The sequence below is a fragment of the Scytonema hofmannii PCC 7110 genome (genome assembly GCF_000346485.2).
Lineage (GTDB): Bacteria > Cyanobacteriota > Cyanobacteriia > Cyanobacteriales > Nostocaceae > Scytonema > Scytonema hofmannii.
Window position 1 is genome coordinate 1,490,951 of the sequence record NZ_KQ976354.1, and the last position, 20,541, is coordinate 1,511,491.

The following is a 20,541-nucleotide window of genomic DNA, read 5'->3' on the forward strand; positions in this document are numbered from 1 at the left end:
AATAGTTATGCTATTGTTAGTTGTGGTAATATATCAGTCAATGATTGAATTAAAAATAAAACTTATGTTCAAACTTAAAGAAATTAGAAATTTGAGAGGTTTATCACAAAACGAGTTAGCACGTATTTGTGAGATGTCTGTCACCAATATTCAAAAATATGAACAACAAAAAATGCGTAGCATACCATTTGAAACATTGACATTATTTTGTCAAGCTCTTAATTGCCAACCAGGTGATTTATTTGAAAAAATTGAAACTTTAGAGGCTAATTAATTATGACGCAAGCACTACAAAAACTAGTCACATTCGATGAATTTGTAGAATTTTTAAAAACACAACCAGAAAATATTCGCTACGAATTATACGACGGTGATATTATTCAAATGCCACAACCCAAAGGAAAGCATGAAGAAATTATTGCTTTTTTAGCAGCGATTTTAGGATACGAATTTGTAAGACTTAAGCTCAAATACGGTATATCGAATAAGGCACTAGTACAGCCTGAAAATAAACACTCAGGATACTTTCCAGATATTCTTGTGATGAATCTTTCCAATTTAGTAAACGAACCACGCTGGCAAGAAGAGTCTATCTTAACTCAACATGAATCAATACCATTAGTGATAGAAGTAGTTAGTACAAACTGGCGTGATGATTATCACAAAAAGTTTGCTGATTATGAAGAAATGGGTATCCAAGAATATTGGATTGTGGATTATGCTGCTTTGGGTAGCAAGCTATTGATAGGCGACCCCAAACAGCCAACACTCACAATTTACTCTTTAAATAATGAGGGTGAATATCGTAGCAAACAATTTAGAGGAGACGACCGTATAGAGTCGTCAACATTTCCAGATTTAAATCTGACTGTAGAGCAAATTTTTTCAGCGCGTTATTGAAAAATCTGAAAAATGAACGATTATTTGAAGAAGGCATCTATGCTGGAGGCAGAGGGCATTTATGTTTCGTTATAGATGGGGATTCAACCCCCATCTAAACGAAAGCCACCAAATCAAGATGCGTGGTGGGGGACTTAAACCGCAAGGCTTCCCGCTGGTCGAGACCCTTGGGTTCGGGCAATCGGAGAAGGGATTTTCCCGAATGCCATCAGCACGGATGCCCTCTGCCTTTCTTGTTAAATTTCAGGTTATGGAACCACAAGAAAGACAGAGCATAGCTAATAACTTAAAAAGTTTGGAAGCAGAACAAAAAGCTAAAGGAGCCAATACAGAGGCGATCGCACTCGCCAAGACTAACTATTTTATACAACGAGAATTATAGGCTGATGCGTTACAGCAAGCTTACTCAGTAGAAAAGCCTTCCAGAGAGTTACTGAAGATACGTCAAGATATTCTGCAACAGATGAAAACAGAGTGCAACAAGTCGCAATAAGTAGAGAGTATTTCAATACTGTAGGATTTGCGAGAATTAGAAACCCGGTATCTTGGAGATACCGGGTTTCTGGGACTTCGACTATTGTTAACCGAGCAGTATTGGAGAGTATTTAAAGACCAGCAATCATATTTTTAGAAGATACTCAGATAAATTATCTGGGTATTTTTATGTTTTTCTGTGTGTTCGCAGTCCAGATTTTCAAAATATCTAAAAAACTTTGTTGAAAGAAAATATTTCCTAAAATTCTTAAAGAGCCTCAAGCCTTATTTTATAAGCATTTTGGGCTAATTTATCAGTTAGCTTACAAATAATTGCCAAAAAAGTCTCCAATTTTGGCATATCCTCTCAAACCTCAGAAATATATAAATACGAGCGAGCAAAGAGGAATCACCTCAAGTCAGAAATAACCTGTAATTCATGTATTTTAACAGGTTTAACCATTCGTCTTCTTAGAATTTTTCTCATCGCAAATATTAAGGAGTATACAACAATGAAGGCTCTCAAATCTTTAGGAACTATTTTTGCGGCTTCTGCGATCGCTTGCATTCCAATTTTATTTTCAACTCAATCAGCAAGTGCTGCAACTGGAATGGATGGAAGCTATATCGGAGTGGGAATTAACGGAGATGGAAGTGGTGTTCTACCTGCGGTGACAGGACGTATTGACTTTAAAAATTTACCAATTTCTATCCGTGCTACTGTAACAGGTGCTTGTGAAAGTGATGTCTGTGCAACTCTAGCGCTCCCTACAGTTACCTATGACTTTGGTGTGGCAAAAGATGTAAATATTTATGCAGGAGTCGGTGGTTCTGCGCTGACTGTAAACGATAGCGTTTCCTCAGTTTCCTTCGGTACAGGAGCAGTATTGCAAGGTGGTGCAGAAGGTGCAGTTAGCAAAGATGTCGTGCTGTATGCTGATGCAACTTATTTCATCAATGGGGGAGGAACACTTTGGAAAGCTGGTGTGGGCTATCGGTTTTAAAAATTTTAGTTAAAAAGAGATACATTTTGGCATATCCTCTTTTCCTCTAGAAATACATATCCCTGTGAGCGAGCAAAACATAATTTTAACGGGTGCATTTATTTATCTTAGTAAAACTTCATTCATCTAACATTAACCCAACATCAACAAATATCAAGGATTAGACAAAATGAAAAGCTTAAAATTAGCAGCAGTAATCGCAGTTGTCGGAACAATGCTTTTTATTCCCAAAACTTTTGCGGGTAGCCTAAGCGATTCTAATGCATTGCTTGTGACACAAGCAAATACTAAATTAAAACCCCAGTTAAAACTACCTAAAATCGAACCACTGTCCAAACTCAATTCTTCTCCCAAAGCTCGTAATGCTAATAATGTAGATGCGTTATTAACTCAAATATCACAAGATTTAGATAAAGGAGATTTTCAAAAAGCACTCGAAGGTTGTAATGCAGTCTTAAAAATTGATGCACATAACTTTGCAGCTTACTTCTTTCGAGGATTTACTTACACCCAATTAGGACAATATGAAACAGCAATTGCAGATTTTGAGCAAGCGATACGTATTGACCCTAGTTCCGCTTATCCTTACTTTGGCAGAGGATTTGCTCGCGTTCAACTAGAAAAATATCGCGACTCGCTTGCAGATTTTGAGCAAACCATCAAAATGGAACCAGAATTTGCTCACGCTTATTTTTGGCGAGGTATCGCTTTAGCGAATTTAGCTCAAACAGATGAAGCAAAATCTGATTTACAAAAAGCTGCCGAACTTTATCAAAAACAAGGAAACCCTGAAGCTGCGGAACAAGCTTTAAATGTGTTTAAAAAAATTCAAACGGCTTAAAAATTGTTTTTGCTGCTTTTGCCAGGACTTACTAGTTTTTGGCTCACGATTGAGCTTACGTCAACTCCCAAAAACCCGGTTTCTTCTGTGTTTGCTTAACGAAAAATTAGTCTTTTCTACGATAGAAACCGGGTTTTTCGCCCAACGAGTGAATACTGTACCGGCGCTCTAGCTTTTGGCTCACGCTCAAGCTTACTTCAGACGATGGACTATTAACAGCAAAAGAAATTCTCGATATGAAGATTACAAGCTTATGCCTACCACGCTCAAGGCAATATCAACCGTGCCATTGAAGTGAGAAATCGCAGTTTGGATATTAGCGATCGCAATCTCAATATTATCCTTGGTATCGGTTCAGAACGCCAAAAACAAAATTAACTGTTAACACCCAAATGAGGAGGAAGTATTTGTGAAACGTCTTATCTCCAGCATTGCTATAACCAGCTATCTTCTTGGTATTGGCAACGTAACAATTTTACCCCTGCAACACCAAGCTTCCGCGCAAGCCCAGAAAACTGATAAATTGTACTACACATTTTACGGTCAAACAATTCCTTTATCACTGCGCCAAGATACTGTAGCAGTGGCTTTTAAACCCGTAAGGACGCGAGGAAAAGCACTATTTCAGCAACTACAAGATGATTTGCGATCGCCTAGCAGTGGAACTCGCAGCACCAGTCAAGGAACTGGTTTAAACGTAGAGGTAAACCCTTTAGGTTCTAACTTTGCCTTAGTAAAACTGCCAACATCAACTCGTAGTTCTGTCGCAAACTTACAACAGCAAATCCAAAAGCAACCCTATGTCCAAGAAACTCTACCCGTCTTAACTCGGACTTTAGGTGATAGCCAGTCAGGAGAAACGCAACAAACAATTGTGCTACCAAATGAAATTGTCGTTAACTTTGAATCAAAACTATCAGAGAGCCAAAAGCAGTTAATTTTATTACGCAATAATTTAGAAGTTGTTAGACCGCTACGTTTTACTAAAAATCATTATTTAGTACGTCCTAAATCCGTATCTGGTACAGCAGTTCTTGCTGTTGCTAATCAATTAACTGATATGGCGGGAATACAGTCAGCAACTCCCAACTTTATTCAGTCCACATCCTACCAAACTCTAGTATCAGATTCATTAAAAGAAACTCCTAACGCCAACACACACCTGCAAAGTCTACTCGCCACCCTACCTCAACCCAAAGACACACCCCATACTACATCTTTACTACCCTTACAATGGCATCTCAACAGCACTCCTCGGAGAGGTCAGTTGTTACCCCGTACAGACATCCGCGCTACCGAAGCTTGGAAAAAAAGCAACGGTGGTCGTGATGTAGTCGTTGCGGTGATTGATAGCCTCATACAGTGGGATCATCCAGACTTAGTGAAGAATCTCTACAATTCTGGAAATAGCCCTGACAAGTTACCGAATGAAGAATACGGTTGGGATTTTTCTAGTGGAGAAGAGGGTGATGGAGATACCCGCCTCACCGTCGATGAACTTGCAACAATACAGGCGCATTTCCAAAATACGTTTAAGCTTTCAACAGAAGAATTACTTAAGAAATATGCGTCTCTTGCTGAGGTTTTAAAGCAGAAATTTCCTAGTGCTTCCAAGAGCGATATCGCACTTTTTCTCAAAAATTACATTCGGAATCAAGTTGCTAGTGAATTTCATGGCACTTGGAGCGCAGGTGTCATTGCTGCTAACTCTCAAGATAAGTCTGGTGTGTTAGGGGTGGCTCCCAATGCCAAAATTTTACCCGTGCGAGTGTTTGGATTGGCAGGTAAGATCGATTCCAATACTGCTCGGTTAAGGGAAATAAAGGGTAAAACAGTGTCAAATGTGTTCGCGTATTAAAAACGATAACTGAAAGCGGATGGGCAAGGTTATTTTTTGTCTTTGAGACTTTCGTACAAATCTATCCAGTTTTGTCTGAGAGAATGAATCGTATTTTTTAAGGTGTCGATTTGCATTCTTCGTGTAACTTGCATAACAGCATCAATATGAGCGGGGCTTCCAGCTTTCCCCAAATGCTTATATTTACTTAATTTATTAGGAGTTTGCGTAGGGAAAATCGGCATTTGAGCGTGCAACTTATAGTACCAGTAAGTTCCTTTTTGACCGCGTGCCTGGTAGCGCAGGACACAACAACCTTCGGGTGCAACTTCTCCTGAAGCTTGAATTTGTTGAATTTGTAGTTGTAGAGTAGCGATCGCTTGCTGTAAGAGTTCGGCTCTGGCAATAATATCGTCAGTTTTCGTAGGCATCAATTGGAATTGGGGAAAGATAGAGTTCTCGAATAGATTACGAGAACAAAAAGTGTTTTAATCAATATTATCTTATACGAAATTTCACTTCAAAACTGAGTGCTAATGATGCTAGTTAACTTTGAATTCAACAATCAAATCCTAAATCGGGCACAATTACTGCTGGCTCTTAACCAGATCATCCCTACCGAGTCGATTATGGCAGCGATTACAACAACGAGTAGTACCGCACGGCGTCAAAGAATACTTCCTACACACGTAGTAATCTCTCTAGTAATCGCCATGAGTTTTTGGTCCTCCGATTCAATCGTGGATGTATTGAAAAATCTCATTCAGGGTTTTAATTCTTTGCAAATCCCCTTTAAGAGACGTTTTAAGATACCAACATCTTCATCAATAAGTGAAGCTAGACAACGAATTGGTGCTGCTGTTATGACTCGTTTATTTGAAATTGTTGCAAAACCTTTAGCAACAATTAAAACACCAGGTGCTTTTTTGGGTGGACTGAGAATAATGGCTTTGGATGGCACAGTTTTTGATGTTCCTGATACAGAAACTAATGCTAAAGTATTTGGTTACCCTGGTTCTCGTCCTGGTACAAATCCGGCTTTTCCCAAAGCTAGGTTAACTTTTTTAGTCGAAGCAGGAACTCATTTAATTATCGACATATTTTGTTGTCCATATCGAATTGGAGAGAGAAAAGGAGCTTTAAAGCTATTAAGAAGTGTTGAGGAGAGTATGTTGTTAATGTGGGACAGAGGACTGCACTCATTTAAAATGATTCATGCTGCAATCAAACAAAAATGTCATATTCTTGGTCGCGTGCCATCTCATGTAAAATTTGAGTTTGTTAAAGCTTTTCCTGATGGTTCCTATCTAAGTTGGCTTGCTCCTGATGGAAAGTCAAGAAAGAAGGGAGCGACGAAAATACCTGTTCGTGTCATTGAATATATTATTGAAGTTGAGGGTGTAGAAAAGGTGTATCGTTTAGTAACTGATTTGATGGATATTTCAACTTTTCCTGCATTGCTCTTAGCCCAAGAATACCATCAACGGTGGGAAGCTGAGAACACCTTGGATGAGTTAAAAGTCCATCTGAACGGTCGTAAAATTCCTATCCGCTCGAAGAATCCTCGTGAAGTTATCCAAGAAATTTATGGTTGGTTACTAGGACACTATTGTATACGTTATTTAATGTTTCAAAGTGCAGCAATCAAGGGAATATCTCCCCTAAGTTTAAGTTTTACCAGTTCTCTAAGAGTTGTCAGACGTGCTATTCCTCAGTTTCAACAGCAAGTTAATCATTCTCTTGAGAATATGAATATATATTTTAGCTGGTTAATCTGGGAAATCTTAGACTTACAAATACCACCAACCTCAGGCAGAACTAATCCGAGGGTAATCAAGAAAACTCGTTCTAAATTTAAAACTAAAAAACGATGTCATAGAAATAATTATACTCCCCGGCAACAACTATCTTTTACAATTTTTACAACCGCTAGTTGACATCATCTAGTAGTAGAAGATAGTTGAACTAGATAGAAAATTAAAAGGGACAAGGTTTAGAGATTTTTTCAATTAAATATAAACATTCTTGAGAGATACTTGCTCATCTCTTGTGGGTTCATTTATACAAATTTCTCTCATTTTTGTTCTCGTAAATAAAACGAGAACAGTTTCTTCGGAATTTTAGGCTTCACTTTCCCTTAACCGAGCAGTATTGAGATCGATTCTGCATCGTTAATTGAAGCAATAGGTTATTCCAATGCACGCGGTGCAGATGTGATTAATATGAGTTTGGGTGGTTTGCTTCCAGATGAAGGATTAACCGAGCAAATTTTTGATGTACTGGATAATAATCCCAAAATAGTCATTATCGCTTCTGCGGGTAACAACAACTTAGATGGTGTTAGTTTCCCAGCAGCAATACCTGGTGTTGTGTCAGTAGGGGCAACAAATATTATGGGCAATCGCACCATGTACAGTAGCTACGGTGGTGGATTGGAAGTTGTCGCCCCTGGTGGAGAGTTAGCAACTTCTCCTAGTGGTGGAATTCTCACTACTGGAGGCACTTTCCTAGAAGGTTTTTGGAAAGGAATTAATCTGCCTGATTATGCATGGGGTGTGGCATTAGACCCGATGGGCAAATACGTACAAGTTCAGGGAACCTCCTTCTCAGCTCCGATTGTATCAGGTGTAGTAGCTCTGATGAAAGGAAAAGACCCACAACGGCGATTAAATCGAGATAGTTTTGTCAAAATTCTTAAATCCACTGCAGGTTACAGCGGGTTAACGCTGAGTAAGGCAGATATTAATCGTTACCGCTTACAAGCAGAGACTGGGTTTGGTGCAGCTGCCGATTTTCCCTTTGTCCGTCCTTCTGGTGTGTTTATTAAAACAAAACCTGTGTCGCCAGAGCAGTATTATTTTGGTAGTGGTTTGATCGACGCTGAGGCTGCTCTAGAGAAAGTGAAACCGTAATCAAATTATTTCATCATTGTGGATGTAGGGAAACCCAAGTCGTTCAATTCCCCTTTCTTGAGTAATACCGCAATGTTGTTTCTGGGAGTTGAAATAGTCGTAGCAATACAAACGTACTTATTTATTGATTTATTTCCAATTCAAAAATAAGGTGCATTTTACTCATTTATATAAAGTCGTTTGTGTAACATCTTCACAAACGATTCTGTTTTTTCTAAACTTAGTTAATTGTCAGTAAACTATTTTTATGTGTTGTCAATATATTTGCTGTTAAAGTTGGTTATATTGTAGTACAAGAGAAATTAAAGATTTTCATTGTTTAACATTGTTCTTAATCAAGTGGCTGTTGAAGCTAACTCTTGGTCGCAACGGGTTTTGGAGATGTCGGGCTTGTTGAATGAGCCTGCTGCATCTTAGATGGTCTTTGGGGTGGTGCATACCCTGCTATTTGGGAGCATTTGACAGTTGCGGTTTTCAAGTTCCCAACTTAAGGTGTTAAAAATTCTAAATGCTGTCCTGGTTGAGAATGCAATTCTTCGGGACTGCCTTGTATTTTGACTTGCCCTTTCTCTAAGAGTACTATAAAATCTGCTCGCCCAATAACTCTGGGGCGGTGGCTGATAAGAATTGTCGTCTTACCTTGTCGATCGTATAAAATTTTATCTAAAACTTCTGCTTCTAATATGGGATCTAGCGCACTCGTTGATTCATCTAAAATAAGTACGGATGGGTTGGCAACAAGCGCTCTAGCTATGGCTAATCTCTGCTTTTGCCCTCCGGAGAGATTAACACCAAATTCTCCTAATATAGTTTGATAGTTATCTGGTAGTTCTTTAATAAATTCGTCGGCTCCAGCAATTTGGCAAGCTTTAACGACTTGTTCAAAAGATGCATTGGGGTAGCTGAACCGAAAATTATCTAGGATAGAACGGCTCCAGAAATGAGTTTCTTGGGGAACTAATATCACTTGCTGTCGCCTGCATTCTAAAGATAAATCTTTCTGGTTGTAAATTCCATAGCAAATATTACCAGATTTGAGAGGATATAACCCAGCAATGAGTTTAGCTAATGTGCTTTTGCCACAGCCCGATCTTCCAATTAATGTAGTAACTTTACCTCCAGGAATTGTTAAGGAAAAATTTTCTAATAATTCGACTCTCCCAATATGATGAAAATGTATTTTCGTACAGATAATTTCTGTATCGCTAGGAATGTCTGCCCAAGGCTTGCGTTGTTCGTTTTGGTCTTCAGGAGTCGTGTCTATAACTTCTGTAATGCGTTGAGCAGCTGTTTGTACGCGAGTGAATTCTTCTATAATATCAATCAAGGTATCGATTAATATTGTCACGTTAATACTCATGCTGTTAAATGCCAAAAGCTGACCAATGCTTAATTCCTGCGCGATCGCTAAATTGCTACCCACCCAAAGTATAGCGATACTACCTACTCCAGAAATTAAATTAGAAAACACATTATTAGTAATTGCAATTTGAATTGTCCTAAAATTAAGATTAGCGAGACTACCAAAACGGTATTGGATTTCTTCCCAAGCCTGAGGTGCTGCATTGGCAGTTTTGAGGGTAAGTACGCCTTTAAAACTTTCTATTAATACCCCTTGATTTTCTGATTTTGTAACAATTATGTCACGAATTTGACGTTGTAACTTTGGTAAATGAATTAATGTCGTTGAAGTCATTAACAGAGCAATTGCTATAGCTAAAAAAAATAATTTTGAACTATAAAAATACATAAAGCCCAAGGATATCAACGCAACAAACAGTTGACTGGGAAGGTGGAGAATAACTTGAGAAGCTAACTGATTAATTTCTTCAATATCTCTAAGCCGACTAACAATTTCGCCACTCCGACGGGTTTCATAGTAAGTTAGGGGAAGGCGCAAAATTTGTCTGCCAAAATCCAAGATCAATCCTAATTCCAAACGTTGGGCAAATTGGGCAATTAGGTTAGTTTGTACCAGCTTTAAGGTACTACTAAAGATATTCATGACTGCGGCACTAATAGCCACACTCGTTAGAAGATGCGTATCATTCTGTACTAATACATCATCAGTCAGGATTTGAATGAGAAAAGGATTTGCAAGGGCAAGAAGCCCAATCACTAAGTTAATGACAATTGCCTCAGTCAAAATATTGCGATAGGGCAAAATTCGTGTTAATAATCTCTTGAAGCCATCAATTTTATCTGACTCTTGTTGATAAAAGCGGATTTCATCCGGTACGAGTAACAGCATGATGCGATTTGCCCAAGCTGTTGTTAATTCATCATGACTAATGTAGCGAATCCCTACGCCTGGGTCAGCAATAATATATTTTTTTTTCTTTTGCCCATACAAAACAACCCAGTGATAACCTTTCCAGTGGACGATCGCAGGTAAAGGGACTTCACTGAGTTTATCAATCAATTGAGGCGCTGCTCTGACTTGTCGGGCATTAAAACCAAGGCTTTCTGCGCCACGTCTTAAACCCACAAGCGTCGTACCTAGTTGTCCGGTACCAACAACTTCCCGAATGCGGCTTATTGCAAAGGTGCGCCCGTAATGTTTGGCAATTGTGGCAATGCAAGCAGCACCACAATCTTCTTCACCGTGTTGCAAGACTATTTGGTATCTCATTTAGTAGTTGCGGTTAGTCAAGGCATAGTGTTTTCAACTTGATTAGTATTCCCACTTTTAGCTTTTGTTGCTCAAAGCAGCGCTTCATCTAATCAAAGTTTTTTATGCCGCGACTGTACCGTAAATGATACATCCACTAGAAAGCGTTAACGAGCATAAGAACCGGATGCAGATGAACCACGCCTTGCACGTTTGTCACTATTGCCACCAACTATATTTGAACTCTGAGCATCGGTTAGTTCTTCAGTGAGTTCTAGTTCTTGCTCCTGAGTTGTTAGAACATTCAACAACTTGTTTTTTTGCATGCATAATTCTTCCTGGTTATGCCGCTTGTGTTTTTTAAAGAACATATTTGAGTCCTTATATGAGGATAAACAAAAAGTCAAAAAATGCGAATTTATAAGTCTTATAACTTCATTCTCTTCATGAAGCATATTTGCTTATGTCATCGTCTGTGTAAATTCTAATTCAAGAATCTCTGTTCAACAAGCTCCAAAAAAACACTTAATCAAAAGTTTAATTTAGAACACGTTTTTAAGAAAAATCCACTACAATGGCAGAGCTAGATTCTTCATACAACCAACCCTCAATGCTTGATGCAGATTCACCATCCGATACCAAAAACAGAGGTTTGCCGAATCCAGACTTTCTCCACTCTGCCACGCCAGAGGAATTTTTGCCTCCTATTAGCCGCTGGTGCTCTATTGGTGGCATTGTTCTCCTTGCGATCTTTGGTGTTACGGTGATACTTGCGAGTCTAGTAAAATATCAAGTTACAATTAAAACTCCGGCTATTATTCGTCCTAATGGGGAATTGCGTTTAGTGCAAGCTGCAACAGAAGGCACGATTAAAAGTATTGCAGTACAAGCAAATCAGGTTATCAAAAAAGGTGATATCATTGCCACAATGAACGATGACCGTTTGCAAACTAAAAAAAACCAACTGCTAACCAATATTGAGCAAGCTACACTACAACTGACTCAACTGAATGCTCAAATTCAAGCATTAGATGGGCAGAGAGCAGCAGAAGGCAAACGGACTCACCGCGCCATTGCCATAACTCAAGCCGAATTCAACCGCAGCCAATATGATGCCCAACAAAAGAAAGCGATCGCATCCGCTCAATTACAAGAAGCCCAAGCCAATTTAAAACAAACCCAAGTAGAATTACGTAAAACTCAGCTGGCTTTGAAATCAGCCCAAGCTAATTTAAAGTCCAGTGAGATTTTGTTAAAAGCAGCCAAAGCACGGCGAGATAGATATCAACCTTTAGCAAAAACTGGCTCAATTTCTGTAGATCAATTTCAAGAAGCACAACTTGCTGTACAACAGCAAGAACAACTCTTTATATTACAAACAGCCAGTTTTGAAGAACATCAAGAAGCTATTAAGCAGCAACAACAGGTAGTAAAAGCAGCAGAAGCAAGACTGGAAGCAGCATTTGCAAGTCTCGACTCCAATGATGCACATCTCACCATCTCTAAAGCGAAAATTGCGGAAGAAACCGCCGCAGTTAAAGTGACCCAAGCTAAATTAAATCAAGAGCGCGAACAACTGATCCAACAAAGAGTAGAAACTCAAAAACAGTTAAACCGCGAGAAAGAAGAACTTCAACAAGTGGAAGATGATATTAAAGCTACGGTTCTTCGGGCTACTGCATCTGGTGTAATTCAACAGCTTAAACTGCGTAATACCTCACAAGTTTTACGCCTTGGTGATGTGGTCGCTGAAATAGCACCATTAGATTCTCCATTAGTCATCAAAGCACTGGTATCTTCTTCTCATATTCGCAAAGTGAAAAAGGGTCAAATGGTGCAAGTGCGAGTTTTTGGTTGTCCTTATACCGATTATGGAACTCTCAAAGCTCAAGTGAGTTCTATTTCTCCAGATTCAGTCACGTCTAACAACACCATAACTGAAACAAGTGCCGTTTATGAGGTATCCATCCAACCAGAAAGCTTAGAACTCAAGCTAGGCGATCGCAAATGTATCATTCAATCAGGTATGGAAGCCAGAGCCGATCTTATTTCTTCTTCAGAAACAGTGCTCCAGTTTCTGTTAAGAAAAGCCAGACTGCTAACAGATTTGTAAATTATAAAAAATCCGATTTTATAAATCCTTTTAGATAAGGACGGGCTTTGACGCCCATCCCACAAGATGGAATAATTGATTTTTTGTATTTCTCTAATAAAATAGACATCTGGTGGAAAAGACGTAGGGGCGCAAGGCCTTGCGCCCCTACCAAGACTTTAAATTGATCGGTGCAATTGCCACCATACCTCAGTAACAGATATACTACTAGAGTCACAACTCTCTTGCTTTTTCCCATGAGTCTCATCATTTCTAATGAACTGGTTCAGGCTTCTGGACTTCCCGAATCAGAACTTTTACAGGAATTAGTGCTGTTGCTGTTTCAGGGTGAGAAAATTACGCTGGGTAGTGCCAGTCATTTTTTGGGGATGACCCAACTAGAATTTCAGGCTCTTCTGGCAAAGAAGAATCTTTGTATTCACTATGATGTGGATGAACTACATGAGGATGTGAAGAATTTGCAGGAATTGGGGTTGTTGTGATTATCGTTAGTGATACTTCACCGATCGCTAATTTGATTGTGGTTGGTCATGTTGATTTGCTCCCTCAACTATTTGGAGCAATTGTGATTCCAGATGTGGTTTATCTTGAACTCCTTGCAAATGGTAAAAATCACCCTGTAACCCAGACTGTGATGACGGTTGATTGGTTGAAGGTTCGCTCGGTGAGCGATCGAGCCCAGGTGACGATATTAGAACGTGAACGTAGGCTTGATCCAGGTGAGGCAAATGCCATTGTGTTGGCCATTGAGTTGCAGGCAACCCAACTACTGATTGATGAACGTTTGGGACGGACAGTTATATATAGGACTAGTACTACACGACGAAAGTTTTTCGACAGTTTTGGATACCTGTAGAGGCGTTATATGTAACATCTCTACTGATGGATTATTTATGTCGCGTTGTACTAGTATTTTATTTAAGCATTTTAGCCCATGCTTGTGGTGCGCTACCCAGTGACATTGAGATTTTGTCAAAATATCCGGTTGGCATTGCCCATGCACCTAAAACTTATTTCAAGCTGGCAATGGACATACCACCCATAACAGAATTTCGCCTTGCACGTATCAACGTGGGTTTAGCTACAGACGGAGCCGCCAGTAATAATACCTTAGATATTTGGGAATTATTGCGCTTACTGGCTTTGAGCCAAAAATCTCGCCAGGGGATTCCCCAGGTTTTACCTGTTCCAGAAGCCCTTTACATTGCCACACGTGAAAGCGCTCGTGTTTTTGGAATGGGGGAGCAAATAGGAATACTTGCACCCGGATATTTGGCAGACTTGATTTTGATTGACCTCACTGGTGTGCATCATCAGCCAAACCACAATATTCCCGCCAACTTGGTCTACAGTATGCACTCAAGGGACGTGAATACTGTGATTGTTGATGGCAAAATTATTATGCGTGAGCGTCAAATTTTGACAGTAGATAAAACTGAAGTAATTAGTCAGGTTCAGGCAATTGTCAAAAGATTCACTCAAATACCTTAATTTTCAACTTTCAAAGCGGCTCTTGCTCGGAAAAATAACTTTCACCCCCAAGATAGCGATCGTACTCCTTGCCTAGTCTAAACTCAAATACTCCTGCCCGTTCGCCTCAGGGAGATCCAAATAAAAAAATGCCCAACCTTCAATAGTTAGTTGGTGTACTAGTTGGCGCGTGGAGGTCGTCCCAGCCTGAAAGGCTGGGACGGTGTGTAGCTTGTTAACTCAGTACTGCTGAGTCATTTTGTCATGAGTTAGTCTAAACTCCAGTTATGAGGTATCCATCCAACCAGAAAGCTTAGAACTCAAGCTAAGCGATCGCAAGTCAGAAACCAAGACAGAAGACAAAGGTCGTACCGTGACTGAATTTCACTATGGTAAATTCCACCGTGTGATTCCTTTGGCATCTCGCGTTCAAAATACCAATATGACTGCTGAATACAAAGATGGTATTCTGAACTTAACATCAAAGTGACCCTTTAGACCAAATCTCCGAGCCTCCGCGCACCGTGAACGATGCGTTCGATGCGAACGGTGCGTTCCTGCACACGAAAGAGAATGAGGTAGTTTCTATGAACGGTCATTTGAAGCCCTGGGGCAAGGTCTTCCCGTCTTGGAAAAGCGTTCGGCATCTGCGCGATCCGATAACAGTGCGCTTCGATCTCCGCCAAGAACGAAAGTGCTCTCTCGGGGTTATCGCGTGCGATGTAATCCCCTATCTCTTCAAGGTCGAGTGCTGCTTGAGGTGAAAAGGAAAGCTGCATCACACCTCTTCTTGATTCGGCATCGCAGCATATTTTGCTCTCAAGCGAGAGAACACCAGATCGGCGTCTATGCTCGGCCCGCTCGAAATGCCCTCCTGAACGAGACGGCGAAGCTCATCAAGCTCAAGTGCCTCTACCTTACGCTTGAGCTTCCAGGCTCGGAGGGCCTCACGAATGACCTCGCTTGCACTCGAATACTCTCCGCTCTCAACCGCCGCCCGAACCACAGCGACCATCTCAGGCGGCAACGCCACGCTAATTTTTTCTACCGTTGCCATAGAAAAACTCCATGAAAGACTCTTTTTATGGTAGCAATTTTTCCCACCGCGTCCAAGCTCTTCCCAGAGAACAGTCCATCCCCGTAGAACGGTTCCTATCGCTGCGCTCTTCTGTTTTTGTGATTTTTTTCAAAAACAGCAGAATTTGATTCTGTCACTATTAAAGATTACACAATTCCTTTTAAACCATAGTAAAGACAAGCTAAGCTACCAACTATATAGACAACGCCAGTTGAGAAAAAACCGATCGCACGTCCAACAGAAGGACCGTATTTGGTAATGACACCGTAGGCGTAGAAAACTCGAGCTAATGTGAGCGTTCCTCCAAGAAGCCATACCAGCCAAACCACGGAGTGCATTAATTCCAGCGCAATAATGAACAGCAAGCCAATAGGTACGTACTCTGTAAAATTTCCATGAGCGCGAACTTTGCGTTGTAAAATAGATTCATCCATGGTTTTGTTAACGGACAACCCTTGGCTGATTTTTTCGACTGTCGCAACCCATGCTGTTGGATGCGCTAGCGGATCGGGTTGCATCAAAACATCCTCTTTTGACTCACCGTGCCAAATCCTAGTTCTTGTCCGTTCCATCACTACAATATAGGACAGAGCAAAGGCTATGAGACCGTTAAGTCCAATAAAAAAAGTTGAGATTGGAATCATGCTGGTGTTCATATTATTACAAAACGACATTAACTCTTGTCAGCTTTACCAATATCTACAGTAAAATGTTGATTTCTTATTTGTCTTGATATTACAGGACACAGAATTTGATATAAGATGCCAATATGGCTAGAAATGCAATTCTCAAAAAGTGATTGTGACGTCTTATGCGTTTGCGTAAGTTTGGAGTAAAGGCTTCTATGACAATGCCTCCCATGATAGCAATGGAATTTGTTGTAAATGCCATTCAGAAAGCTGTTCAACTGGGTATTGACCGACAAGTCATTCTTAAAATGGCTGGGCTAACAATTGAAGATTTTGCCAATCAAACTAAAGATTTTTCATTACCCCAGCACATTCAATTATTAGAGAAGCTCGCTGTTCTCAATAAAGACGATTTTTTTGGGTTGCATTATGGCTTTACGCATCACGTGTCTAACTTTGGCATACTGGGCTATGTTCTACTAAACTCTGCCACTGTTGGTTCTGCCCTAAATAGCTTGGTTCAATATTTTGGTGTATGGCAACAAGGTACTGAAGTTGCTCTGACACTTGATGGAAATACAGCATGGTTATCTTATCAAGTGACAGATGCAGGAATTCAAGTTCGCAAACAAGATGCCGAAACAGCGATCGCATTTGCTGTTAACAGCATTCGTACTCTCACTCGTCAACACTGGTACCCCAAAAGAGTGTGGTTAGAGCATAATTCTTCTAAAAATACTTCAGAATATGAACAAGTGCTAAATGCACCCGTACTTTTTAACCAACCTGTTAATGCTATTGCAATAGAATGCGAACTTCTCAAACAAAAAGTTCCTTTTGCTGATTTGAGTCTCTTACCTATTTTAGAAAGTCGTTTGCATCAGTTCTTCGTTGAGAAAAAAATAGATAATGAACTGGTAACTTTGGTGAGTCGGGCAATTGCTCGTTCATTGCCGCAAGAATGTCCGACATTAGGAGATCTAGCCTTTAGTTTGGGACTAAGCAGTCGTACTTTACAAAGGTATTTACGCGATCGCAACACCACATATAAGCAATTGGTAGATAAAACCCGATATCAACTATCGCTGATGTATCTTAAAGAACCTGAATTATCATTGACTGAGGTAGCTTTGCTATTAGGATACTCAGAGTTAAGCGCTTTTAATCATGCTTTCCGACGTTGGACAGGATTGGCTCCCAATAAGTACCGACACTTGATTGGTATGAGAAGCAAAGTTATTGCAAGATCGTAACATTTTTACTAAGAATGTCAAAGACAGCCTTAAAGCATCTGTGATAAGTTTAAGTGCATACGCAAACCCAGCTTGAGCAAACAAGTACAATGAAAATTGGTATTCTCGGTAGTGGCAATATGGGGCGCTCTCTTGGTATCCTTTGGGCAGAGCAGGGACATCAAGTCTTCTTCGGTGCTCGAACTACAGAAAAGGGTAAAGCTGTTGCTGAGTTGGTGGGACACAATACGCAGGGTGGAACGAACGACGAAGCTGCTGCCTTTGGGAATGTGTTACTTTATACTATTAGAGGAATAAATCCAGTAGAAGTCATCTCCTCAATTGAGATTTTCAATGGCAAAATCCTAATTGATTGCAACAATTTTGAGATTCCAGAAGGATTTACCTACCAGCCTATTGAGCAATCCCTAGCAGAAAAATTGGCTGCAGAAGTACCTAACGCTCATGTAGTCAAAGCGTTTAACACTTTTGCTCAGGAGATTTTTGAGCTAGCACCGACGCCTTTGAAGGATTATAAAGTCTCTGTTTTTGTTGCATCAAATAACGAAAACGCTCGAAAAACGGTGATGCAACTTGCTCTTGAAATTGGCTTCACTCCTGTGGACTGTGGAGAGCTACGGAATTCACGGTTAATTGAGGGATTGGGAGATTTTATTCGGTTCTTAATTATTGGTCAGAAGTTGGGACCATATGCAACGATTTCAGTTGACGTGCTACCGCCTGCTCAGTCGGAACGACTAGGCGGACGACAAAGTTCTAACCTTCGTTGAGATCGAGCCTACATTAATATTCATACTTCTCAAATATCCTCTTGGAGCGGAATCGGTATTTCCATTAGTTTCCACGCTTGATGTCGCCAGCCAAGCTTTTGTCGTACTTGCGATGTATCTAAAAGCGGCATATGCAACGTAAACTTGTACGTTGTGTTTTGCCAATGCCAAGAGATAACTGCTCGCAGAGTTCATAAGTCTTAATAACCCTTTTTTAATCGAATCAGATACTAGCCATTTTTCTAGGTACTCATCTCCTCATTTTTCCGATGTCAACTAGAGCCACAAAACGTCACCATTAATTTATAGCAACCGCAGACGAACGCGGATGCACGCAGATAAAAGAAAAAATTATCCGCGTCCATCCGCGTTCATCTGCGGTTCAAAATTCCAAATCAATCACTCCTTACAAAAACAAAATGCCCTCATCAGATATATCCAACACCCTACTAGCCCTTTCCAACAACATAGCAGAAACAGTCGAGCAAGTTGGAGGAGCCGTTGTTGCCATTAACTCTGGTTCCCGTAGTTCCTCAAGCGGAATTCACTGGCATAGCGGTATTATTATTACCTCAGACGAAGCACTTCACCGCTACGAAGAAATTACAACCACCCTATCAAACGGACAAACCGTACCAATTAATCTTGTAGGACACGATCCCAGTACCGATGTCGCTGTTTTTAAGTTACAACAAACAGAAATTCCCGTAGCAAAGATTGGTGATGCGACAACTCTCAAAGTTGGTCATCTTGTACTGGGATTAGCAAGAAGTAACGAAGGTGATATCCGTGCAGCATTAGGTACTGTGAGCGTTGTCAGTGGTGCTTGGCGGAGTATGAGCGGTGGAAATATTGACCAATTTATCCGTCCAGATATTACACTGTATCGTGGTTTTGCTGGTGGACCACTCGTAGATGCTGCTGGTTATGTAGTTGGGATGAACACATCAGGAAGACGGGGTACAGCTTTGACTATTCCTGCTTCTACAGTTAATCGAGTCGTTAACCAACTGTTAGCGAAGGGACGAATGACACGCGGCTATCTTGGTTTGGGTATGCAAGCCGTTCGTTTGCCAAATAATTTGAAAACAGCACTTAATTTAACTACAGCAAGTGGCACGATCGTTGTTAACGTAGAGCCAAATGGACCTGCTGACAATGCAGGTGTACTGATTGGTGATGTAATAATTACTTTCGATAATTCTGTTGTCAACGACACGGGTGATATATTAGCGCTTCTGAATAGTGGCGATCGCGTTGGGAAAACTGTCAAGCTACAAATTATCAGGGGTGGGGCGTTAGTTGAGTTAGAAATAGTCGTTGCTGAAAAATCAGTGACCAGTGACCAGTGACCAGTGACCAGTAACTAACAAAATGTTTCAAGATATAACAGCAGAGTTTGTAACGATCGCACAACAACTGCGTCAAAGTACTGTAAAAGTTCGCAGTAGTTCTTTTGGAAGTGGTTCCGGTGTTATTTGGCGATCTGATGGTGTAATTATTACTAACGCTCATGTTGCCACTCATCATAGAGCAGTAGTAGAACTGTGGGATGGGCGAGTGTATGAGGCTGTACGCATCAGTATCGATCCCACAAAGGATTTAGCTGTTCTCAAAATTGCCAGAACCGATTTACCTGTAGCAACTATTGGCAATTCCGATGCTTTACGAGTTGGGGAGTTGGTGTTAGCAGTCGGTAATCCTTTTGGTGATAGTGGCGCTGTGACCAGTGGTATTATCCATACCAGCAAACAGCATGTAGTTATGGCTGATATTCAGCTCTTTCCTGGTAACTCTGGAGGACCGCTTGCTGATTGTCGCGGACGAGTGATTGGGATTAACACCATGATTGCTTACGGTTTGGCTATAGCGATCCCCAGCCTTACAGTAGAGAACTTTTTGCGCGATCGCTATCCCGTTGTGGAGGCAATATGATTCGGGTGCTGGTAGTTGCTGCTTCCCCTGTGGTACGAGCGGGATTATCAGCCGTGCTCGCAACTCATTCCAAACTGATAGTTGTGGGTACTGCATCAAACTTGGATAATCTAGGGGGAGAAATTGAGCAACTACAACCCGATGTTGTACTCGTGGATTTGGGAAGTAATTTTCAACAATCAAGCTGGGAAAAACTGCTTTCTTTACAACAACAGCAAGATCCCTTCGTATTTCTCGTTCTTGCGGACGAACTTGATAGCATCGCTCTTGAAGCTGGGTTGCGTGGGGGTGTGAGGGGCATATTACCTCAAACCAGCACGGAATCAGAAATTATGGCTGCTGTTGAGGCTGTTGCTTTTGGGCTGGTGGTGCTGCACTTGGATGCTATGGAGTCTGTACTTGCGCTGAAAGGTGCGAGTGGGCGAGAAAAAGTTGTGGCAACTCCCGTACAAACATTAACACCAAGAGAAATTGAGGTTTTAGAAATGCTCAGTGCGGGAGTGGGTAATAAAGCGATCGCCAAACAATTGCAAATTTCCGAGCATACTGTGAAATTTCATGTCTCTTCTATTTTCCAGAAGTTAGATGTCTCTACCCGTACAGAAGCTGTAACTGTTGGTGTCCGTCTGGGATTGATTATGCTATAGATTTTGTAATATTTTTTAGCCAATTTATCACTCTTGAGTTAGAGTTTTTTTACTCTAATCTCGGTTA

23 protein-coding genes and 1 pseudogene are annotated in these 20,541 nt (G+C 40.6%); 18 read left to right on the forward strand and 6 right to left on the reverse strand.

Annotated features, from left to right (window positions below; translation table 11 throughout):
* Nucleotides 1-40 precede the first annotated feature (40 nt).
* The 6 genes from WA1_RS06415 (at nucleotide 41) to WA1_RS06440 (ending at nucleotide 5,077) form a co-directional block, all read left to right on the forward strand.
* Nucleotides 41-274 carry a helix-turn-helix domain-containing protein gene (locus tag WA1_RS06415; RefSeq protein WP_017749599.1) on the forward strand — a complete coding sequence of 78 codons (234 nt, stop codon included), beginning with the start codon at nucleotides 41-43 and terminating at the stop codon, nucleotides 272-274.
* Between the two features lie 2 nt (nucleotides 275-276).
* Nucleotides 277-900 (forward strand): Uma2 family endonuclease, encoded by a 624-nt coding sequence (locus tag WA1_RS06420; protein ID WP_017749598.1) that lies wholly within the window; start codon nucleotides 277-279, stop codon nucleotides 898-900.
* A gap of 61 nt (nucleotides 901-961) precedes the next feature.
* On the forward strand, nucleotides 962-1,282 hold the full coding sequence (locus WA1_RS56675; protein ID WP_017749597.1) for a hypothetical protein: 321 nt from the start codon (nucleotides 962-964) through the stop codon (nucleotides 1,280-1,282).
* Nucleotides 1,283-1,886: 604 nt separating this feature from the next.
* Nucleotides 1,887-2,378 carry a hypothetical protein gene (locus WA1_RS06430; RefSeq protein ID WP_017749596.1) on the forward strand — a complete coding sequence of 164 codons (492 nt, stop codon included), beginning with the start codon at nucleotides 1,887-1,889 and terminating at the stop codon, nucleotides 2,376-2,378.
* Nucleotides 2,379-2,547: 169 nt separating this feature from the next.
* Nucleotides 2,548-3,219, forward strand: coding sequence for a tetratricopeptide repeat protein (locus WA1_RS06435; RefSeq protein WP_017749595.1), 672 nt, complete (start codon nucleotides 2,548-2,550; stop codon nucleotides 3,217-3,219).
* Nucleotides 3,220-3,628: 409 nt separating this feature from the next.
* Nucleotides 3,629-5,077, forward strand: a complete 1,449-nt coding sequence (locus WA1_RS06440; RefSeq protein WP_066612765.1) for a S8 family serine peptidase — start codon at nucleotides 3,629-3,631, stop codon at nucleotides 5,075-5,077.
* 29 nt (nucleotides 5,078-5,106) lie between these two features.
* Here the strand turns inward: WA1_RS06440 and WA1_RS06445 are convergent, their stop codons facing one another.
* On the reverse strand, nucleotides 5,107-5,487 hold the full coding sequence (locus tag WA1_RS06445) for a hypothetical protein (RefSeq protein ID WP_017750188.1): 381 nt from the start codon (nucleotides 5,485-5,487) through the stop codon (nucleotides 5,107-5,109).
* A 105-nt stretch (nucleotides 5,488-5,592) separates the two neighbouring features.
* Here WA1_RS06445 and WA1_RS06450 point away from each other — a divergent pair, with 105 nt between their 5' ends.
* Both WA1_RS06450 and WA1_RS06455 read left to right on the forward strand, forming a co-directional pair.
* On the forward strand, nucleotides 5,593-6,993 hold the full coding sequence (locus WA1_RS06450; RefSeq protein WP_026135398.1) for an IS4 family transposase: 1,401 nt from the start codon (nucleotides 5,593-5,595) through the stop codon (nucleotides 6,991-6,993).
* A gap of 237 nt (nucleotides 6,994-7,230) precedes the next feature.
* Entirely contained in the window at nucleotides 7,231-7,968 is a 738-nt protein-coding gene (locus WA1_RS06455; RefSeq protein WP_272819413.1) for a S8 family peptidase, read from the forward strand.
* Between the two features lie 487 nt (nucleotides 7,969-8,455).
* Here the strand turns inward: WA1_RS06455 and WA1_RS06460 are convergent, their stop codons facing one another.
* On the reverse strand, nucleotides 8,456-10,600 hold the full coding sequence (locus WA1_RS06460) for a peptidase domain-containing ABC transporter (RefSeq protein ID WP_066612771.1): 2,145 nt from the start codon (nucleotides 10,598-10,600) through the stop codon (nucleotides 8,456-8,458).
* 146 nt (nucleotides 10,601-10,746) lie between these two features.
* Nucleotides 10,747-10,905 (reverse strand): hypothetical protein, encoded by a 159-nt coding sequence (locus WA1_RS56680; protein WP_017748994.1) that lies wholly within the window; start codon nucleotides 10,903-10,905, stop codon nucleotides 10,747-10,749.
* Between the two features lie 248 nt (nucleotides 10,906-11,153).
* On the opposite strand from WA1_RS56680, the gene WA1_RS06465 reads away from it, so the two are divergent.
* The 5 genes and pseudogenes from WA1_RS06465 to WA1_RS52350 all read left to right on the forward strand — a co-directional run.
* The gene (locus tag WA1_RS06465) at nucleotides 11,154-12,692 is read left to right on the forward strand and encodes a beta-barrel domain-containing protein (protein WP_017748993.1); all 1,539 of its coding nucleotides are present in this window, start codon (nucleotides 11,154-11,156) and stop codon (nucleotides 12,690-12,692) included.
* Nucleotides 12,693-12,928: 236 nt separating this feature from the next.
* Complete coding sequence (locus WA1_RS06475) at nucleotides 12,929-13,174, forward strand: UPF0175 family protein (protein WP_017748991.1); 246 nt, start codon at nucleotides 12,929-12,931, stop codon at nucleotides 13,172-13,174.
* Nucleotides 13,171-13,548, forward strand: coding sequence for a PIN domain-containing protein (locus WA1_RS06480; protein WP_017748990.1), 378 nt, complete (start codon nucleotides 13,171-13,173; stop codon nucleotides 13,546-13,548). Before WA1_RS06475 ends, WA1_RS06480 begins: the two co-directional genes overlap by 4 nt.
* Before the next feature lie 26 nt (nucleotides 13,549-13,574).
* Nucleotides 13,575-14,183, forward strand: coding sequence for an amidohydrolase family protein (locus tag WA1_RS06485; RefSeq protein ID WP_017748989.1), 609 nt, complete (start codon nucleotides 13,575-13,577; stop codon nucleotides 14,181-14,183).
* A 310-nt stretch (nucleotides 14,184-14,493) separates the two neighbouring features.
* Nucleotides 14,494-14,643, forward strand: a pseudogene (locus WA1_RS52350) (Hsp20/alpha crystallin family protein); the annotation flags it as partial.
* A 13-nt stretch (nucleotides 14,644-14,656) separates the two neighbouring features.
* Here the strand turns inward: WA1_RS52350 and WA1_RS06490 are convergent.
* The 3 genes from WA1_RS06490 to WA1_RS06500 form a co-directional block, all read right to left on the reverse strand.
* Nucleotides 14,657-14,941, reverse strand: coding sequence for a type II toxin-antitoxin system RelE/ParE family toxin (locus WA1_RS06490; RefSeq protein WP_017748988.1), 285 nt, complete (start codon nucleotides 14,939-14,941; stop codon nucleotides 14,657-14,659).
* A complete protein-coding gene (locus WA1_RS06495) occupies nucleotides 14,941-15,219 on the reverse strand; it encodes a type II toxin-antitoxin system ParD family antitoxin (RefSeq protein ID WP_017748987.1) in 279 nt (92 codons plus the stop codon). Before WA1_RS06495 ends, WA1_RS06490 begins: the two co-directional genes overlap by 1 nt.
* A gap of 167 nt (nucleotides 15,220-15,386) precedes the next feature.
* The gene (locus tag WA1_RS06500; protein WP_272819084.1) at nucleotides 15,387-15,884 is read right to left on the reverse strand and encodes an MAPEG family protein; all 498 of its coding nucleotides are present in this window, start codon (nucleotides 15,882-15,884) and stop codon (nucleotides 15,387-15,389) included.
* 200 nt (nucleotides 15,885-16,084) lie between these two features.
* Here WA1_RS06500 and qhpR point away from each other — a divergent pair, with 200 nt between their 5' ends.
* The 5 genes from qhpR (at nucleotide 16,085) to WA1_RS06525 (ending at nucleotide 20,474) form a co-directional block, all read left to right on the forward strand.
* Nucleotides 16,085-17,122 carry an AraC-like transcriptional regulator QhpR gene (qhpR, locus tag WA1_RS06505; protein WP_158516602.1) on the forward strand — a complete coding sequence of 346 codons (1,038 nt, stop codon included), beginning with the start codon at nucleotides 16,085-16,087 and terminating at the stop codon, nucleotides 17,120-17,122.
* An 89-nt stretch (nucleotides 17,123-17,211) separates the two neighbouring features.
* Nucleotides 17,212-17,892 (forward strand): NADPH-dependent F420 reductase, encoded by a 681-nt coding sequence (locus WA1_RS06510; protein WP_017748984.1) that lies wholly within the window; start codon nucleotides 17,212-17,214, stop codon nucleotides 17,890-17,892.
* A 419-nt stretch (nucleotides 17,893-18,311) separates the two neighbouring features.
* Nucleotides 18,312-19,244, forward strand: coding sequence for a S1C family serine protease (locus tag WA1_RS06515; RefSeq protein ID WP_017748983.1), 933 nt, complete (start codon nucleotides 18,312-18,314; stop codon nucleotides 19,242-19,244).
* A 22-nt stretch (nucleotides 19,245-19,266) separates the two neighbouring features.
* The gene (locus WA1_RS06520) at nucleotides 19,267-19,827 is read left to right on the forward strand and encodes a S1C family serine protease (protein WP_017748982.1); all 561 of its coding nucleotides are present in this window, start codon (nucleotides 19,267-19,269) and stop codon (nucleotides 19,825-19,827) included.
* Nucleotides 19,824-20,474 (forward strand): response regulator transcription factor, encoded by a 651-nt coding sequence (locus WA1_RS06525; protein WP_017748981.1) that lies wholly within the window; start codon nucleotides 19,824-19,826, stop codon nucleotides 20,472-20,474. Before WA1_RS06520 ends, WA1_RS06525 begins: the two co-directional genes overlap by 4 nt.
* Nucleotides 20,475-20,541: the final 67 nt, after the last annotated feature.